Annotated in this window: 12 protein-coding genes; all 12 read left to right on the top strand. The window is 52.5% G+C overall.

The window, feature by feature from the left end; genetic code table 11:
- Positions 1-47: 47 nt before the first annotated feature.
- Positions 48-1,373 (top strand): FtsW/RodA/SpoVE family cell cycle protein, encoded by a 1,326-nt coding sequence (locus IUJ45_RS08445; protein WP_002233563.1) that lies wholly within the window; start codon positions 48-50, stop codon positions 1,371-1,373.
- A 3-nt stretch (positions 1,374-1,376) separates the two neighbouring features.
- On the top strand, positions 1,377-2,444 hold the full coding sequence (gene murG, locus IUJ45_RS08450; protein WP_002245894.1) for an undecaprenyldiphospho-muramoylpentapeptide beta-N-acetylglucosaminyltransferase: 1,068 nt from the start codon (positions 1,377-1,379) through the stop codon (positions 2,442-2,444).
- 154 nt (positions 2,445-2,598) lie between these two features.
- Complete coding sequence (gene murC, locus IUJ45_RS08455) at positions 2,599-4,008, top strand: UDP-N-acetylmuramate--L-alanine ligase (protein WP_002218797.1); 1,410 nt, start codon at positions 2,599-2,601, stop codon at positions 4,006-4,008.
- Positions 4,009-4,120: 112 nt separating this feature from the next.
- Complete coding sequence (locus tag IUJ45_RS08460; protein ID WP_002236713.1) at positions 4,121-5,035, top strand: D-alanine--D-alanine ligase; 915 nt, start codon at positions 4,121-4,123, stop codon at positions 5,033-5,035.
- Positions 5,025-5,753 carry a cell division protein FtsQ/DivIB gene (locus IUJ45_RS08465; protein WP_002245895.1) on the top strand — a complete coding sequence of 243 codons (729 nt, stop codon included), beginning with the start codon at positions 5,025-5,027 and terminating at the stop codon, positions 5,751-5,753. The genes IUJ45_RS08460 and IUJ45_RS08465 overlap by 11 nt, the downstream gene beginning before the upstream one ends.
- An 85-nt stretch (positions 5,754-5,838) precedes the next feature.
- Positions 5,839-7,083 (top strand): cell division protein FtsA, encoded by a 1,245-nt coding sequence (gene ftsA / locus IUJ45_RS08470; RefSeq protein WP_002242316.1) that lies wholly within the window; start codon positions 5,839-5,841, stop codon positions 7,081-7,083.
- 118 nt (positions 7,084-7,201) lie between these two features.
- Positions 7,202-8,380, top strand: coding sequence for a cell division protein FtsZ (ftsZ, locus tag IUJ45_RS08475; RefSeq protein ID WP_002212501.1), 1,179 nt, complete (start codon positions 7,202-7,204; stop codon positions 8,378-8,380).
- A gap of 138 nt (positions 8,381-8,518) precedes the next feature.
- Positions 8,519-9,829 carry an NCS2 family permease gene (locus IUJ45_RS08480; protein ID WP_002246777.1) on the top strand — a complete coding sequence of 437 codons (1,311 nt, stop codon included), beginning with the start codon at positions 8,519-8,521 and terminating at the stop codon, positions 9,827-9,829.
- Between the two features lie 625 nt (positions 9,830-10,454).
- Positions 10,455-11,330, top strand: coding sequence for a methylisocitrate lyase (gene prpB, locus IUJ45_RS08485; protein ID WP_002246808.1), 876 nt, complete (start codon positions 10,455-10,457; stop codon positions 11,328-11,330).
- Between the two features lie 85 nt (positions 11,331-11,415).
- The gene (gene prpC / locus IUJ45_RS08490; RefSeq protein ID WP_002216540.1) at positions 11,416-12,570 is read left to right on the top strand and encodes a bifunctional 2-methylcitrate synthase/citrate synthase; all 1,155 of its coding nucleotides are present in this window, start codon (positions 11,416-11,418) and stop codon (positions 12,568-12,570) included.
- A 160-nt stretch (positions 12,571-12,730) separates the two neighbouring features.
- Positions 12,731-13,519: a TSUP family transporter gene (locus tag IUJ45_RS08495; RefSeq protein ID WP_002232836.1), complete on the top strand. Its 789-nt coding sequence runs from the start codon at positions 12,731-12,733 to the stop codon at positions 13,517-13,519.
- A 77-nt stretch (positions 13,520-13,596) separates the two neighbouring features.
- Positions 13,597-16,203, top strand: a complete 2,607-nt coding sequence (gene acnD, locus IUJ45_RS08500) for a Fe/S-dependent 2-methylisocitrate dehydratase AcnD (RefSeq protein WP_002246805.1) — start codon at positions 13,597-13,599, stop codon at positions 16,201-16,203.
- Positions 16,204-16,797: the final 594 nt, after the last annotated feature.

The raw sequence follows: 16,797 nt of genomic DNA on the forward strand, positions 1-16,797 counted from the left end.
TTCGGACGGCATTGTCTGCCGTCTGAAATTTTTGCCCTTTGCGGCAGGTGCAAACAGACTGGCAGGTGGTTTTTTTGAAGATTTCGGAAGTATTGGTAAAAGTGGGCGACGGTGTCCACACTCTGCTGCTCGACAGGCCGATTGTGCGCGACGGCAGGAAATTCGACGCGCCGCTTTTGTGGATGGTGGTGCTGATGACGGCGTTCAGCCTGCTGATGATTTATTCGGCTTCTGTGTATTTGGCATCAAAAGAAGGCGGCGATCAGTTTTTCTATTTGACCAGACAGGCGGGGTTCGTCGTTGCCGGCTTGATAGCGAGCGGTTTGTTATGGTTTCTTTGCAGGATGAGGACATGGCGGCGGCTTGTGCCGTGGATTTTTGCCCTATCCGGCCTGTTGCTGGTAGTCGTATTGATTGCCGGGCGCGAAATCAATGGCGCGACCCGTTGGATACCTTTGGGTCCGTTGAATTTCCAGCCGACCGAGCTGTTCAAGCTGGCGGTCATCCTTTATTTGGCAAGCCTGTTCACGCGCCGTGAAGAAGTGTTGCGCAGCATGGAAAGTTTGGGTTGGCAGTCGATTTGGCGGGGGACGGCCAATCTGATCATGTCCGCCACCAATCCGCAGGCACGTCGTGAAACATTAGAAATGTACGGCCGTTTCCGGGCGATCATCCTGCCGATTATGCTGGTGGCGTTCGGTTTGGTGCTGATAATGGTACAGCCGGATTTCGGTTCGTTTGTCGTCATTACCGTCATTGCCGTTGGAATGCTGTTTTTGGCAGGATTGCCGTGGAAATATTTTTTCGTCCTGGTAGGCAGCGTCTTGGGCGGGATGGTGCTGATGATTACCGCCGCTCCCTACCGTGTGCAGCGGGTAGTGGCATTTTTGGACCCGTGGAAAGACCCGCAGGGTGCCGGCTACCAGCTTACCCACTCTCTGATGGCAATCGGGCGCGGAGAGTGGTTCGGTATGGGTTTGGGTGCGAGTTTGAGCAAACGCGGCTTTCTGCCGGAAGCGCATACCGATTTTATTTTTGCCATCATCGCCGAAGAATTCGGTTTCTTCGGTATGTGCGTGCTGATATTCTGTTACGGCTGGCTGGTGGTGCGGGCGTTTTCCATCGGCAAGCAGTCGCGCGATTTGGGTTTGACTTTCAACGCCTATATCGCTTCGGGTATCGGCATTTGGATCGGTATCCAAAGTTTCTTCAATATCGGTGTGAACATCGGTGCTTTGCCGACCAAAGGTCTGACGCTGCCGTTGATGTCCTATGGCGGTTCGTCAGTCTTTTTCATGCTGATCAGCATGATGCTGCTGTTGCGTATAGATTATGAAAACCGCCGGAAAATGCGCGGTTACCGGGTGGAGTAAATCATGGGCGGTAAAACCTTTATGCTGATGGCGGGCGGAACGGGCGGACATATTTTCCCCGCGCTGGCGGTGGCGGATTCATTGCGCGCGCGCGGCCATCATGTAATTTGGCTGGGCAGCAAGGATTCGATGGAAGAGCGCATCGTGCCGCAATACGACATCCTGCTCGAAACGCTGGCGATTAAAGGCGTGCGCGGCAACGGCATCAAACGCAAGCTGATGCTGCCGTTTACTTTGTATCAAACTGTCCGCGAAGCGCAGCAGATTATCCGCAAACACCGTGTCGAGTGCGTCATCGGCTTCGGCGGCTTCGTTACCTTTCCCGGCGGTTTGGCGGCGAAGTTATTAGGCGTGCCGATTGTGATTCACGAGCAAAACGCCGTGGCAGGTTTGTCCAACCGCCACCTGTCGCGCTGGGCGAAGCGGGTGTTGTACGCTTTTCCGAAAGCGTTCAGCCACGAAGGCGGCTTGGTCGGCAACCCCGTCCGCGCCGATATTAGCAACCTGCCCGTGCCTGCCGAACGCTTCCAAGGGCGTGAAGGCCGTCTGAAAATTTTGGTGGTCGGCGGCAGTTTGGGCGCGGACGTTTTGAACAAAACCGTACCGCAGGCATTGGCTTTGCTGCCCGACAATGCGCGTCCGCAGATGTACCACCAATCGGGACGGGGCAAGCTGGGCAGCTTGCAGGCGGATTACGACGCGCTGGGCGTGCAAGCGGAATGCGTGGAATTTATTACCGATATGGTGTCCGCCTACCGCGATGCCGATTTGGTGATTTGCCGTGCCGGCGCGCTGACGATTGCCGAGTTGACGGCGGCGGGATTGGGTGCGTTGTTAGTGCCGTATCCTCACGCCGTTGATGACCATCAAACCGCCAACGCGCGTTTTATGGTGCAGGCGGAGGCGGGATTGCTGTTGCCGCAAACCCAGTTGACGGCGGAAAAACTCGCCGAGATTCTCGGCGGCTTAAACCGCGAAAAATGCCTCAAATGGGCAGAAAACGCCCGTACGTTGGCACTGCCGCACAGTGCGGACGACGTTGCCGAAGCCGCGATTGCGTGTGCGGCGTAAACTGCCGAACCATGCCGTCTGAAAAGCCGTTCAGACGGCATGGATGTTTTTTATTTCAATCCGCTATATATTTGTCAGAAAACTATGGCGCGCAAACGGTCAGCCCTTTAAAATAACGCCTTTACGCATCGAAAATCCACCGGAACGCAACATTATGATGAAAAATCGAGTGACCAACATCCATTTTGTCGGTATCGGCGGCGTCGGCATGAGCGGTATCGCCGAAGTCTTGCACAATTTGGGTTTTAAAGTTTCCGGTTCGGATCAGGCGCGAAATGCCGCTACCGAGCATTTGGGCAGCCTGGGCATTCAAGTTTATCCCGGCCATACCGCAGAACACGTTAACGGTGCGGATGTCGTCGTTACCTCTACCGCCGTCAAAAAAGAAAATCCCGAAGTTGTCGCTGCGTTGGAGCAGCAAATTCCCGTTATTCCGCGCGCCCTGATGTTGGCGGAGTTGATGCGCTTCCGTGACGGCATCGCCATTGCCGGCACGCACGGCAAAACCACGACCACCAGCCTGACCGCCTCCATCCTCGGCGCGGCAGGACTTGACCCGACTTTCGTTATCGGCGGCAAACTCAACGCCGCAGGCACCAACGCCCGCTTGGGCAAAGGCGAATACATCGTTGCCGAAGCCGACGAGTCGGATGCATCCTTTCTGCACCTGACACCGATTATGTCCGTCGTTACCAATATCGACGAAGACCATATGGATACCTACGGGCACAGTGTTGAGAAGCTGCATCAGGCGTTTATCGATTTCATCCACCGTATGCCCTTCTACGGCAAAGCCTTTTTGTGTATTGACAGCGAACACGTCCGCGCGATTTTGCCCAAAGTGAGCAAACCTTATGCTACTTACGGTTTGGACGATACCGCCGACATCTACGCCACCGACATCGAAAACGTCGGCGCGCAAATGAAATTCACCGTCCATGTTCAAATGAAAGGACATGAGCAGGGGTCGTTTGAAGTCGTGCTGAATATGCCCGGCAGACACAACGTGCTGAACGCATTGGCAGCCATCGGCGTGGCGCTGGAAGTCGGCGCATCGGTTGAAGCGATCCAAAAAGGCTTGCTCGGCTTTGAAGGTGTCGGCCGCCGCTTCCAAAAATACGGCGACATCAAGTTGCCAAACGGTGGAACCGCGCTCTTGGTGGACGACTACGGACACCACCCCGTCGAAATGGCGGCGACCCTTTCCGCCGCACGCGGCGCGTATCCGGAAAAACGTTTGGTACTCGCCTTCCAGCCGCACCGCTATACCCGCACGCGCGATTTGTTTGAAGACTTTACCAAAGTCCTCAATACCGTTGACGCGCTGGTGCTGACCGAAGTTTATGCCGCCGGTGAAGAGCCGATTGCCGCCGCTGATTCCCGCGCTCTTGCCCGCGCCATCCGCGTGTTGGGCAAACTCGAGCCGATTTACTGCGAAAACGTTGCCGATCTGCCCGAAATGCTGTTGAACGTTTTGCAGGACGGCGACATCGTGTTGAATATGGGTGCGGGAAGCATCAACCGCGTCCCCGCCGCGCTGCTGGAATTGTCGAAACAGATTTGAGGCACACCCGCCTGACAGACGGAACATCATATAAAGGTCGTCTGAAACCGCAAATCAGGTTTCAGACGACCTCTGGCAACAAGCATAAAGCAATCAGGAAAGAACAAAAACAATGCAGAATTTTGGCAAAGTGGCCGTATTGATGGGCGGTTTTTCCAGCGAACGAGAAATCTCGCTGGACAGCGGCACCGCCATTTTGAATGCTTTAAAAAGCAAAGGCATAGACGCATACGCCTTCGATCCCAAGGAAACCCCATTGTCTGAATTGAAGGCACAAGGTTTTCAGACGGCATTCAACATCCTTCACGGTACTTACGGCGAAGACGGGGCTGTTCAGGGTGCATTGGAACTGTTGGGCATTCCCTATACCGGCAGCGGTGTCGCCGCATCCGCCATCGGCATGGACAAATACCGCTGCAAACTGATTTGGCAGGCATTGGGATTGCCCGTTCCCGAGTTCGCCGTCCTGCACGACGACACTGATTTCGATGCCGTCGAAGAAAAATTGGGCCTGCCGATGTTTGTGAAACCGGCGGCCGAAGGCAGCAGCGTAGGCGTGGTAAAAGTCAAAGGAAAAGGCCGTCTGAAAAGCGTTTACGAAGAATTGAAACACTTTCAGGGCGAAATCATTGCCGAACGGTTTATCGGCGGCGGCGAATATTCCTGCCCTGTGTTGAACGGCAAAGGCCTGCCCGGCATACACATCATCCCCGCGACCGAGTTTTATGACTACGAAGCCAAGTACAACCGCAACGACACCATTTATCAATGTCCTTCGGAAGATCTGACCGAAGCCGAAGAAAGCCTGATGCGCGAACTGGCGGTTCGCGGCGCGCAGGCAATCGGTGCGGAAGGCTGCGTGCGCGTCGATTTCCTCAAAGATACCGACGGCAAACTCTATCTGTTGGAAATCAACACCCTGCCCGGTATGACCGGCCATAGTTTAGTACCGAAATCCGCTGCCGTTATGGGCGTGGGTTTTGCCGATTTATGTATTGAAATTTTGAAGACCGCACATGTGGGATAATGCCGAAGCGATGGAACGGCTGACGCGCTGGCTGCTTGTCATGATGGCGATGCTGCTTGCTGCGTCCGGGCTGGTTTGGTTTTACAATTCGAATCATCTGCCCGTCAAGCAGGTGTCGCTGAAGGGCAACCTAGTTTATTCCGATAAGAAAGCATTGGGCAGTTTGGCGAAAGAATACATCCATGGGAATATTTTGAGGACGGACATCAATGGCGCACAGGAGGCCTACCGCCGGTATCCGTGGATTGCGTCGGTCATGGTGCGCCGCCGTTTTCCCGACACGGTTGAGGTCGTCCTGACCGAGCGCAAGCCGGTCGCGCGTTGGGGCGACCATGCCTTGGTGGACGGCGAAGGCAATGTTTTTGAAGCCCGTTTGGACAGACCCGGAATGCCGGTATTCAGAGGCGCGGAAGGAACGTCTGCCGAAATGCTCCGCCGTTATGACGAATTTTCGACTGTTTTGGCAAAACAGGGTTTGGGCATCAAAGAGATGACCTATACGGCACGTTCGGCGTGGATTGTCGTTTTGGACAACGGCATCACCGTCAGGCTCGGACGGGAAAACGAGATGAAACGCCTCCGGCTTTTTACCGAAGCGTGGCAACATCTGTTGCGTAAAAATAAAAATCGGTTATCCTATGTGGATATGAGGTATAAGGACGGATTTTCAGTCCGCTATGCTCCCGACGGTTTACCCGAAAAAGAATCCGAAGAATAGTGGGAACAGGTATCGGACAGATTACGGCCGTGCCGTCTGAAACGGTGCGACGCAAATTTCAATCAGTTTTAAGAGCAGACGAACAATGGAACAGCAGCAAAGATACATCAGCGTACTGGATATCGGTACGTCTAAAGTCCTCGCACTGATCGGGGAAGTTCAAGATGACGACAAAATCAACATCGTCGGTTTGGGGCAGGCTCCTTCACGGGGCTTGCGCGCGGGCATGGTAACCAATATCGATGCCACCGTCCAAGCCATCAGGCAGGCGGTCAATGATGCCGAGCTGATGGCGGATACCAAAATTACCCACGTTACCACAGGTATCGCAGGCAACCACATCCGCAGTCTCAATTCGCAAGGTGTGGTTAAAATTAAAGACGGGGAAGTCACGCAGGCAGACATCGACCGCGCCATTGAAACGGCAAAGGCAATCAATATCCCGCCCGATCAAAAAATTCTCGATGCCGTGGTTCAAGACTACATTATTGACACCCAACTTGGCGTGAGGGAGCCCATCGGTATGAGCGGTGTGCGTCTGGATACGCGGGTGCACATCATTACCGGTGCAAGTACGGCAGTGCAGAATGTCCAAAAATGTATCGAGCGGTGCGGTTTGAAAAGCGATCAGATCATGCTTCAGCCGTTGGCAAGCGGGCAGGCGGTGCTGACTGAAGATGAAAAAGACCTCGGCGTATGCGTCATCGACATTGGTGGCGGAACGACCGATATTGCCGTTTATATGAACGGTGCCATCCGCCATACGTCCGTCATTCCGGCCGGTGGTAATCTGATTACCAAAGATTTGTCCAAATCGTTGAGAACACCTCTCGATGCCGCCGAGTACATTAAAATCCATTATGGCGTGGCATCATGCGATACGGAAGGCTTGGGTGAGATGATTGAAGTTCCGGGCGTGGGTGACCGGACATCGCGTCAGGTTTCCAGTAAGGTTTTGGCAGCAATCATCAGCGCACGTATTCAGGAGATTTTTGGCGTAGTGCTGGGCGAGCTGCAAAAATCGGGTTTCCCCAAAGAAGTGCTGAATGCGGGTATCGTTCTGACCGGCGGTGTGTCCATGATGACCGGGATTGTGGAATTTGCCGAAAAAATCTTCGATCTGCCTGTACGCACCGGTGCACCCCAAGAAATGGGCGGTTTGTCCGACCGCGTCCGCACACCGCGCTTTTCTACCGCCATCGGGCTGCTTCATGCAGCATGCAAGCTGGAAGGAAACTTGCCGCAGCTGGAAAACGGTGCAGTGCAAGAGAGGGAAGGGGGCGGCGGTTTGTTGGCAAGATTGAAACGGTGGATTGAAAACAGCTTCTGAACAGGTGGATTGCCGTTTGACAGGTGAGAAGTATTTTGCCAGCAGCAAGATACTTCTTATATAATGAATAATAATTTATTTAAACCGTCCTCTGAATGGGGCGAGCAGGAGTTTTTGAATGGAATTTGTTTACGACGTGGCAGAATCGGCAGTCAGCCCTGCGGTGATTAAAGTAATCGGCTTGGGCGGCGGCGGTTGCAATGCAATCAATAACATGGTTGCCAACAATGTGCGCGGTGTGGAGTTTATCAGTGCCAATACGGATGCGCAGTCTCTGGCAAAAAACCATGCGGCGAAGAGAATCCAGTTGGGTACGAATCTGACACGCGGTTTGGGCGCGGGCGCGAATCCCGATATCGGCCGTGCGGCAGCCCAGGAAGACCGGGAAGCCATTGAAGAAGCCATTCGCGGTGCGAATATGCTGTTTATCACGACCGGTATGGGCGGCGGTACCGGTACCGGTTCCGCGCCGGTTGTTGCTGAGATTGCCAAGTCTTTGGGCATTCTGACCGTTGCCGTGGTTACCCGACCGTTCGCATATGAAGGTAAGCGCGTCCATGTCGCACAGGCAGGGTTGGAACAGTTGAAAGAACACGTCGATTCGCTGATCATCATCCCGAACGACAAACTGATGACTGCATTGGGTGAAGACGTAACGATGCGCGAAGCCTTCCGTGCCGCCGACAATGTATTGCGCGATGCGGTCGCAGGCATTTCCGAAGTGGTAACTTGCCCGAGCGAAATCATCAACCTCGACTTTGCCGACGTGAAAACCGTGATGAGCAACCGCGGTATCGCTATGATGGGTTCGGGTTATGCCCAAGGTATCGACCGTGCGCGTATGGCGACCGACCAGGCCATTTCCAGTCCGCTGCTGGACGATGTAACCTTGGACGGAGCGCGCGGTGTGCTGGTCAATATTACGACTGCTCCGGGTTGCTTGAAAATGTCCGAGTTGTCCGAAGTCATGAAAATCGTCAACCAAAGCGCGCATCCCGATTTGGAATGCAAATTCGGTGCGGCTGAAGACGAGACCATGAGCGAAGATGCCATCCGGATTACCATTATCGCTACCGGTCTGAAAGAAAAAGGCGCGGTCGATTTTGTTCCGGCAAGGGAGGTAGAAGCGGTTGCTCCGTCCAAACAGGAGCAAAGCCACAATGTCGAAGGTATGATCCGCACCAATCGCGGTATCCGCACGATGAACCTTACCGCTGCGGATTTCGACAATCAGTCCGTACTTGACGACTTTGAAATCCCTGCGATTTTGCGTCGTCAACACAATTCAGACAAATAATGTGCTGTTTGCCCGTAAACCTGCTGCCTCCCGAATCGGTTTGTCCGGTTTGGGAGGTATGTTTTTCAAGATGTTGCAATTTCGTACGGTTTGCGGTCGGCGGATTCAGATTTTTCCACTTGATACAGACTTTCAGATATGGACACTTCAAAACAAACACTGTTGGACGGGATTTTTAAGCTGAAGGCAAACGGTACGACGGTGCGTACCGAGTTGATGGCGGGTTTGACAACTTTTTTGACGATGTGCTACATCGTTATCGTCAACCCTCTGATTTTGGGCGAGACCGGCATGGATATGGGGGCGGTATTCGTCGCTACCTGTATCGCGTCTGCCATCGGCTGTTTTGTTATGGGTTTTGTCGGCAACTATCCGATTGCACTCGCACCGGGGATGGGGCTGAATGCCTATTTCACCTTTGCCGTCGTTAAGGGTATGGGCGTGCCTTGGCAGGTTGCGTTGGGTGCGGTGTTCATCTCCGGTCTGATTTTCATCCTGTTCAGCTTTTTTAAAGTCAGGGAAATGCTGGTCAACGCACTGCCTATGGGTTTGAAAATGTCGATTGCTGCCGGTATCGGTTTGTTTTTGGCACTGATTTCCCTGAAAGGCGCAGGCATTATCGTTGCCAATCCGGCAACCTTGGTCGGCTTGGGCGATATTCATCAGCCGTCCGCGTTGTTGGCACTGTTCGGTTTTGCCATGGTGGTCGTATTGGGACATTTCCGCGTTCAAGGCGCAATCATCATCACCATTTTGACGATTACCGTCATTGCCAGCCTGATGGGTTTGAACGAATTTCACGGCATCATCGGCGAAGTGCCGAGCATTGCGCCGACTTTTATGCAGATGGATTTTAAAGGGTTGTTTACCGTCAGCATGGTCAGCGTGATTTTCGTCTTTTTCCTAGTCGATCTGTTCGACAGTACCGGAACACTGGTCGGTGTATCGCATCGTGCCGGACTGCTGGTGGACGGTAAGCTGCCCCGCCTGAAACGCGCACTGCTTGCAGACTCTACCGCTATTGTGGCAGGTGCGGCTTTGGGTACTTCTTCAACCACGCCTTATGTGGAAAGTGCGGCGGGCGTATCGGCAGGCGGGCGGACAGGTCTGACGGCGGTTACCGTCGGCGTATTGATGCTCGCCTGCCTGATGTTTTCACCTTTGGCGAAAAGTGTTCCCGCTTTTGCCACCGCGCCCGCCCTGCTTTATGTCGGCACGCAGATGCTCCGCAGTGCGAGGGACATCGATTGGGACGATATGACGGAAGCCGCACCCGCATTCCTGACCATTGTCTTCATGCCGTTTACCTATTCGATTGCAGACGGCATCGCTTTCGGCTTCATCAGTTATGCCGTGGTTAAACTTTTATGCCGCCGCACCAAAGACGTTCCGCCTATGGTATGGATTGTTGCCGTATTGTGGGCACTGAAATTCTGGTATTTGGGCTGATTGATTCGATATTAAAAATGCCGTCTGAAAGGTTTTCAGACGGCATTTTGTTTGCCGGTATATTTAATTTTTATTAAATTAAATAAAAATCAAATACATAATAAAATACATCGGATTGCTTAAAAATAATACATTGTTTTTATGTATAAAATATTTTATAAGTTTTCAGGATTTTGATTATCAAAAATTTTTCTTGATTTCCTGACAATTTTATTGAAACAAATAATTCAAAATTAATCTAGTTTAATCATGGAATTAAAATAAAATATTAAAATTATGTAATGAGTCTCCTTAAAAATGTTTGACATTTTCAGTCTTGTGTTTTAGATTAGCGAAAAATAAAACTACACAATACTACAAAGGAACATTACTATGAAACCAATTCAGATGTTTTCCCCTTTTCTGAATAATCCCCTTGTTTTCTTCTTGTCTGCGGTTTTGCCGCATAATTCCGAACGGTCTGCTGTTTTTCTTTGATTCGTTTTAAATATCAATAAGATAATTGTTCCCATATATTTTTAATGATTGGATTGGGATGCCCGACGCGTCGGATGGCTGTGTTTTGCCGTCCGAATGTGATGGAAGCCTGTCCATACTGAAAAAAAGTCTATAAAGGAGAAATATGATGAGTCAACACTCTGCCGGAGCACGTTTCCGCCAAGCCGTGAAAGAATCGAATCCGCTTGCCGTCGCCGGTTGCGTCAATGCTTATTTTGCACGATTGGCCACCCAAAGCGGTTTCAAAGCCATCTATCTGTCCGGCGGCGGCGTGGCAGCCTGTTCTTGCGGTATCCCTGATTTGGGCATTACCACAATGGAAGATGTGCTGATCGACGCACGACGCATTACGGACAACGTGGATACGCCTCTGCTGGTGGACATCGATGTGGGTTGGGGCGGTGCATTCAATATTGCCCGTACCATTCGCAACTTTGAACGCGCCGGTGTTGCAGCGGTTCACATCGAAGATCAGGTAGCGCAAAAACGCTGCGGCCACCGTCCGAACAAAGCCATTGTATCTAAAGATGAAATGGTCGACCGTATCAAAGCTGCCGTAGATGCGCGCGTTGATGAGAACTTCGTGATTATGGCGCGTACCGATGCGCTGGCGGTAGAAGGTTTGGATGCCGCTATCGAACGCGCCGAAGCTTGTGTCGAAGCCGGTGCGGACATGATTTTCCCTGAAGCCATGACCGATTTGAACATGTACCGCCAATTTGCAGATGCGGTGAAAGTGCCCGTGTTGGCGAACATTACCGAGTTTGGTTCCACTCCGCTTTATACCCAAAGCGAGCTGGCTGAAAACGGCGTGTCGCTGGTGCTGTATCCGCTGTCATCGTTCCGTGCAGCAAGCAAAGCCGCTCTGAATGTTTACGAAGCGATTATGCGCGATGGCACTCAGGCGGCGGTGGTGGACAGTATGCAAACCCGTGCCGAGCTGTACGAGCATCTGAACTATCATGCCTTCGAGCAAAAACTGGATAAATTGTTTCAAAAATGATTTACCGCTTTCAGACTGCCTTTCAACAAATCCGCATCGGTCGTCTGAAAACCCGAAACCCATAAAAACACAAAGGAGAAATACCATGACTGAAACTACTCAAACCCCGACCCTCAAACCTAAAAAATCCGTTGCGCTTTCTGGCGTTGCGGCCGGTAATACCGCTTTGTGTACCGTTGGCCGTACCGGCAACGATTTGAGCTATCGCGGTTACGACATTCTGGATTTGGCACAAAAATGCGAGTTTGAAGAAGTCGCCCACCTGCTGATTCACGGCCATCTGCCCAACAAATTCGAGCTGGCCGCTTATAAAACCAAGCTCAAATCCATGCGCGGCCTGCCTATCCGTGTGATTAAAGTTTTGGAAAGCCTGCCTGCACATACCCATCCGATGGACGTAATGCGTACCGGCGTATCCATGCTGGGCTGCGTTCATCCTGAACGTGAAAGCCATCCGGAAAGTGAAGCGCGCGACATCGCCGACAAACTGATCGCCAGCCTCGGCAGCATCCTCTTGTACTGGTATCAATATTCGCACAACGGCAAACGCATTGAGGTTGAAAGCGACGAAGAGACCATCGGCGGTCATTTCCTGCAACTGTTGCACGGCAAACGCCCAAGCGAATCACACATCAAAGCCATGCACGTTTCACTGATTCTGTATGCCGAACACGAGTTCAACGCTTCTACCTTTACCGCCCGCGTGATCGCCGGTACAGGCTCTGATATGTACTCCAGCATTACCGGAGCAATCGGCGCGTTGAAAGGTCCGAAACACGGCGGCGCGAACGAAGTGGCTTACGATATTCAAAAACGCTACCGCAATGCCGACGAAGCTGAAGCCGACATCCGCGAACGCATCGGCCGCAAAGAAATCGTGATCGGTTTCGGTCATCCGGTGTACACCATTTCCGACCCTCGCAACGTTGTCATTAAAGAAGTGGCACGCGGTTTGAGCAAAGAAACCGGCGATATGCGCCTCTTTGACATTGCCGAACGTTTGGAAAGCGTGATGTGGGAAGAGAAAAAAATGTTCCCGAATCTGGACTGGTTCTCTGCCGTTTCCTACCAAAAATTGGGCGTACCGACCGCTATGTTCACACCGCTGTTCGTAATTTCCCGTACAACCGGTTGGAGCGCACACGTTCTTGAGCAACGCAAAGACGGCAAAATCATCCGTCCGAGCGCAAACTACACAGGCCCTGAAGATTTGGCGTTTGTGGAGATTGAAGAACGATAATTGAAGAATGCAATAGCAGTTTGTTCTTTAATTTCGGTATGCAAAGCTGAGGATTTCAGACGACCTTGCCTGATTGGAAAGGTTGTCTGAAATAAGTTTAAAAATTTAACCTAATAGAAGAAGATAATCCTGTATTGGTGCAAGTAACAGGATAAGAAACATGGAAGATTTATACATAATACTCGCTTTGGGTTTGGTTGCGATGATTGCCGGATTTATCGATGCGATTGCGGGTGGGGGTGGTTTGATTACGCTGCCTGCACTCTTGTTGGCAGGTATTCCTCCCGTGTCGGCAATTGCCACCAACAAGCTGCAAGCAGCCGCTGCTACGTTTTCGGCTACGGTTTCTTTTGCACGCAAAGGTTTGATTGATTGGAAGAAAGGTCTCCCGATTGCGGCAGCATCGTTTGCAGGCGGCGTGGTCGGTGCATTATCGGTCAGCTTGGTTTCCAAAGATATTCTGCTGGCGGTCGTGCCGGTTTTGTTGATATTTGTCGCGCTGTATTTTGTGTTTTCGCCCAAGCTCGACGGCAGTAAGGAAGGCAAAGCCAGAATGTCTTTTTTTCTGTTCGGTCTGACGGTTGCACCACTTTTGGGTTTTTACGACGGTGTGTTCGGACCGGGTGTCGGCTCGTTTTTTCTGATTGCCTTTATTGTTTTGCTCGGCTGCAAGCTGTTGAACGCGATGTCTTACACCAAATTGGCGAACGTTGCCTGCAATCTTGGTTCGCTATCGGTATTCCTGCTGCACGGTTCGATTATTTTCCCGATTGCGGCAACGATGGCGGTCGGTGCGTTTGTCGGTGCGAATTTAGGTGCGAGATTTGCCGTCCGCTTCGGTTCGAAGCTGATTAAGCCGCTGCTGATTGTCATCAGCATTTCGATGGCTGTGAAATTGTTGATAGACGAGAGAAATCCGCTGTATCAGATGATTGTTTCGATGTTTTAAACCCTTTCAGACGACCCCTTCAAAACGTCGGCTGAAACCTCAAACCACAAGAAAAACAGATCCACAGGAGAACCGACATGGCTGCCAACCAACGTTACCGCAAACCGCTGCCCGGTACGGATTTGGAATACTACGACGCGCGTGCGGCGTGTGAGGGCATCAAACCCGGCTCTTACGACAAGCTGCCTTACACGAGCCGCATTTTGGCGGAGAATTTGGTCAACCGCGCGGACAAAGTCGATTTGCCGACGCTGCAAAGCTGGCTGGGTCAGCTGATTGAGGGAAAACAGGAAATCGACTTTCCTTGGTATCCGGCGCGGGTGGTGTGCCACGATATTCTGGGGCAGACCGCGTTGGTGGATTTGGCAGGTCTGCGCGATGCGATTGCCGAAAAAGGCGGCGATCCTGCCAAAGTGAATCCGGTGGTGCAAACCCAGCTCATCGTCGACCACTCGCTGGCGGTGGAATGCGGCGGCTACGACCCCGATGCGTTCCGCAAAAACCGCGAAATCGAAGACAGACGTAACGAAGACCGTTTCCACTTCATCAACTGGACAAAAACCGCTTTTGAAAATGTGGACGTGATTCCGGCGGGCAACGGCATCATGCACCAAATCAATCTAGAAAAAATGTCGCCCGTCGTCCAAGTCAAAAACGGCGTGGCTTTCCCCGATACCTGCGTCGGCACGGATTCGCACACGCCACACGTCGATGCGCTGGGCGTGATTTCCGTGGGCGTGGGCGGATTGGAAGCGGAAACCGTAATGCTGGGACGCGCGTCCATGATGCGCCTGCCCGATATTGTCGGCGTTGAGCTGAACGGCAAACGGAAGGCGGGCATTACGGCGACGGATATTGTGTTGGCACTGACCGAGTTTCTGCGCAAAGAACGCGTGGTCGGGGCGTTTGTCGAATTCTTCGGCGAGGGCGCGAGAAGCCTGTCTATCGGCGACCGCGCGACCATTTCCAACATGACGCCGGAGTTCGGCGCGACTGCCGCGATGTTCGCTATTGATGAGCAAACCATTGATTATTTGAAACTGACCGGACGCGACGACGCGCAGGTGAAATTGGTGGAAACCTACGCCAAAACCGCAGGCTTGTGGGCAGATGCCTTGAAAACCGCCGTTTATCCGCGCGTTTTGAAATTTGATTTGAGCAGCGTAACGCGCAATATGGCAGGCCCGAGCAACCCGCACGCGCGTTTTGCGACCGCCGATTTGGCCGGCAAAGGCTTGGCTAAACCTTACGAAGAGCCTTCAGACGGCCAAATGCCTGACGGTGCAGTGATTATTGCCGCGATTACTTCCTGTACCAATACTTCCAATCCGCGCAACGTTGTCGCCGCCGCGCTGTTGGCACGCAATGCCAACCGCCTCGGCTTGCAACGCAAACCTTGGGTGAAATCTTCGTTTGCCCCGGGTTCAAAAGTAGCCGAAATCTATTTGAAAGAAGCAGATCTGCTGCCCGAAATGGAAAAACTCGGCTTCGGTATCGTTGCCTTCGCATGTACCACCTGTAACGGCATGAGCGGCGCGCTGGATCCGAAAATCCAGAAAGAAATCATCGACCGCGATTTGTACGCCACCGCCGTATTGTCAGGCAACCGCAACTTTGACGGCCGTATCCATCCGTATGCGAAACAGGCTTTCCTCGCTTCGCCTCCGTTGGTCGTTGCCTACGCGCTGGCAGGCAGCATCCGTTTCGATATTGAAAACGACGTACTCGGCGTTGCAGACGGCAAAGAAATCCGCCTGAAAGACATTTGGCCTACCGATGAAGAAATCGATGCCATCGTTGCCGAATATGTGAAACCGCAGCAATTTCGCGACGTTTATATCCCGATGTTCGACACCGGCACAGCGCAAAAAGCACCAAGCCCGCTGTACGACTGGCGTCCAATGTCTACCTATATCCGCCGCCCACCTTACTGGGAAGGCGCACTGGCAGGGGAACGCACATTAAGCGGTATGCGTCCGCTGGCGATTTTGCCCGACAACATCACCACCGACCATCTCTCGCCATCCAATGCGATTTTGGCAAGCAGTGCCGCAGGCGAATATTTGGCAAAAATGGGTTTGCCTGAAGAAGACTTCAACTCTTACGCAACCCACCGTGGCGACCACTTGACCGCCCAACGCGCAACCTTCGCCAATCCGAAACTGTTTAACGAAATGGTGAGAAACGAAGACGGCAGCGTACGCCAAGGTTCGCTGGCACGCGTTGAACCCGAAGGCCAAACCATGCGCATGTGGGAAGCCATCGAAACCTATATGAACCGCAAACAGCCGCTCATCATCATTGCCGGCGCGGACTACGGTCAAGGCTCAAGCCGCGACTGGGCTGCAAAAGGCGTACGCCTCGCCGGCGTGGAAGCGATTGTTGCCGAAGGCTTCGAGCGTATCCACCGCACCAACTTGATCGGTATGGGCGTGTTGCCGCTGCAGTTCAAACCGGGTACCAACCGCCACACCCTGCAACTGGACGGTACGGAAACCTACGACGTTGTCGGCGAACGCACACCGCGCTGCGACCTGACCCTTGTGATTCACCGTAAAAACGGCGAGACCGTCGAAGTCCCCATTACCTGCCGCCTCGATACCGCAGAAGAAGTGTTGGTATATGAAGCCGGTGGCGTATTGCAACGGTTTGCACAGGATTTTTTGGAAGGGAACGCGGCTTAGAGGTCGTCTGAAAAGCAAGACGTAGCGTGGGTCGGGTTCAACATTTTGCTCATTCACGTAATTCTCGATATGGCAGGCATCTACTGTAAATCGTCATTCCCGCGCAGGCGGGAATCCAGAAAGTGGAATTGAGGAAACCTTATTTATCCGATGAGTTTCTGTGCGGACAAATCTGGATTCCCGCCTGCGCGGGAATGACGGGGTTTAATAATTTGCCGTATCACAACACAGTAGCCGTAGATTGTGGCGCACCCCGACAGTTTGCGGAATCAAACGGCTTTGGTCGGAGTGGCAGCCTAATGTACTTCTGGAAAGTGGGTGTAGCGTGGGCTTTGCCCGCGAAATAAAGGCTGAATTGACATGGTATAGAGGATTAACAAAAATCGGGACAAGGCGGCGAAGCCGCAGACAGTACAGATAGTACGGAACCGATTCACTTGGTGCTTCAGCACCTTAGAGAATCGTTCTCTTTGAGCTAAGGCGAGCCAACGCTGTACTGGTTTTTGTTAATCCACTATAAATTTAATCCACTATACTGTAAATCGTCATTCCCGCGCAGGCGGGAATCCAGAAAGTGGAATTGAGGAAACCTTT

It is taken from the genome of Neisseria meningitidis (genome assembly GCF_022869645.1).
In the GTDB taxonomy this organism is placed as follows: domain Bacteria; phylum Pseudomonadota; class Gammaproteobacteria; order Burkholderiales; family Neisseriaceae; genus Neisseria; species Neisseria meningitidis.

Excerpts from the sequence above, each read along its gene's own strand:
- murG (WP_002245894.1), top strand. The coding sequence starts at position 1,377 with ATGGGCGGTAAAACCTTTATGCTGATGGCGGGCGGAACGGGCGGACAT.
- murC (WP_002218797.1), top strand. The coding sequence starts at position 2,599 with ATGATGAAAAATCGAGTGACCAACATCCATTTTGTCGGTATCGGCGGC.
- IUJ45_RS08460 (WP_002236713.1), top strand. The coding sequence starts at position 4,121 with ATGCAGAATTTTGGCAAAGTGGCCGTATTGATGGGCGGTTTTTCCAGC.
- IUJ45_RS08465 (WP_002245895.1), top strand. The coding sequence starts at position 5,025 with ATGTGGGATAATGCCGAAGCGATGGAACGGCTGACGCGCTGGCTGCTT.
- ftsA (WP_002242316.1), top strand. The coding sequence starts at position 5,839 with ATGGAACAGCAGCAAAGATACATCAGCGTACTGGATATCGGTACGTCT.
- ftsZ (WP_002212501.1), top strand. The coding sequence starts at position 7,202 with ATGGAATTTGTTTACGACGTGGCAGAATCGGCAGTCAGCCCTGCGGTG.
- IUJ45_RS08480 (WP_002246777.1), top strand. The coding sequence starts at position 8,519 with ATGGACACTTCAAAACAAACACTGTTGGACGGGATTTTTAAGCTGAAG.
- prpB (WP_002246808.1), top strand. The coding sequence starts at position 10,455 with ATGAGTCAACACTCTGCCGGAGCACGTTTCCGCCAAGCCGTGAAAGAA.
- prpC (WP_002216540.1), top strand. The coding sequence starts at position 11,416 with ATGACTGAAACTACTCAAACCCCGACCCTCAAACCTAAAAAATCCGTT.
- IUJ45_RS08495 (WP_002232836.1), top strand. The coding sequence starts at position 12,731 with ATGGAAGATTTATACATAATACTCGCTTTGGGTTTGGTTGCGATGATT.
- acnD (WP_002246805.1), top strand. The coding sequence starts at position 13,597 with ATGGCTGCCAACCAACGTTACCGCAAACCGCTGCCCGGTACGGATTTG.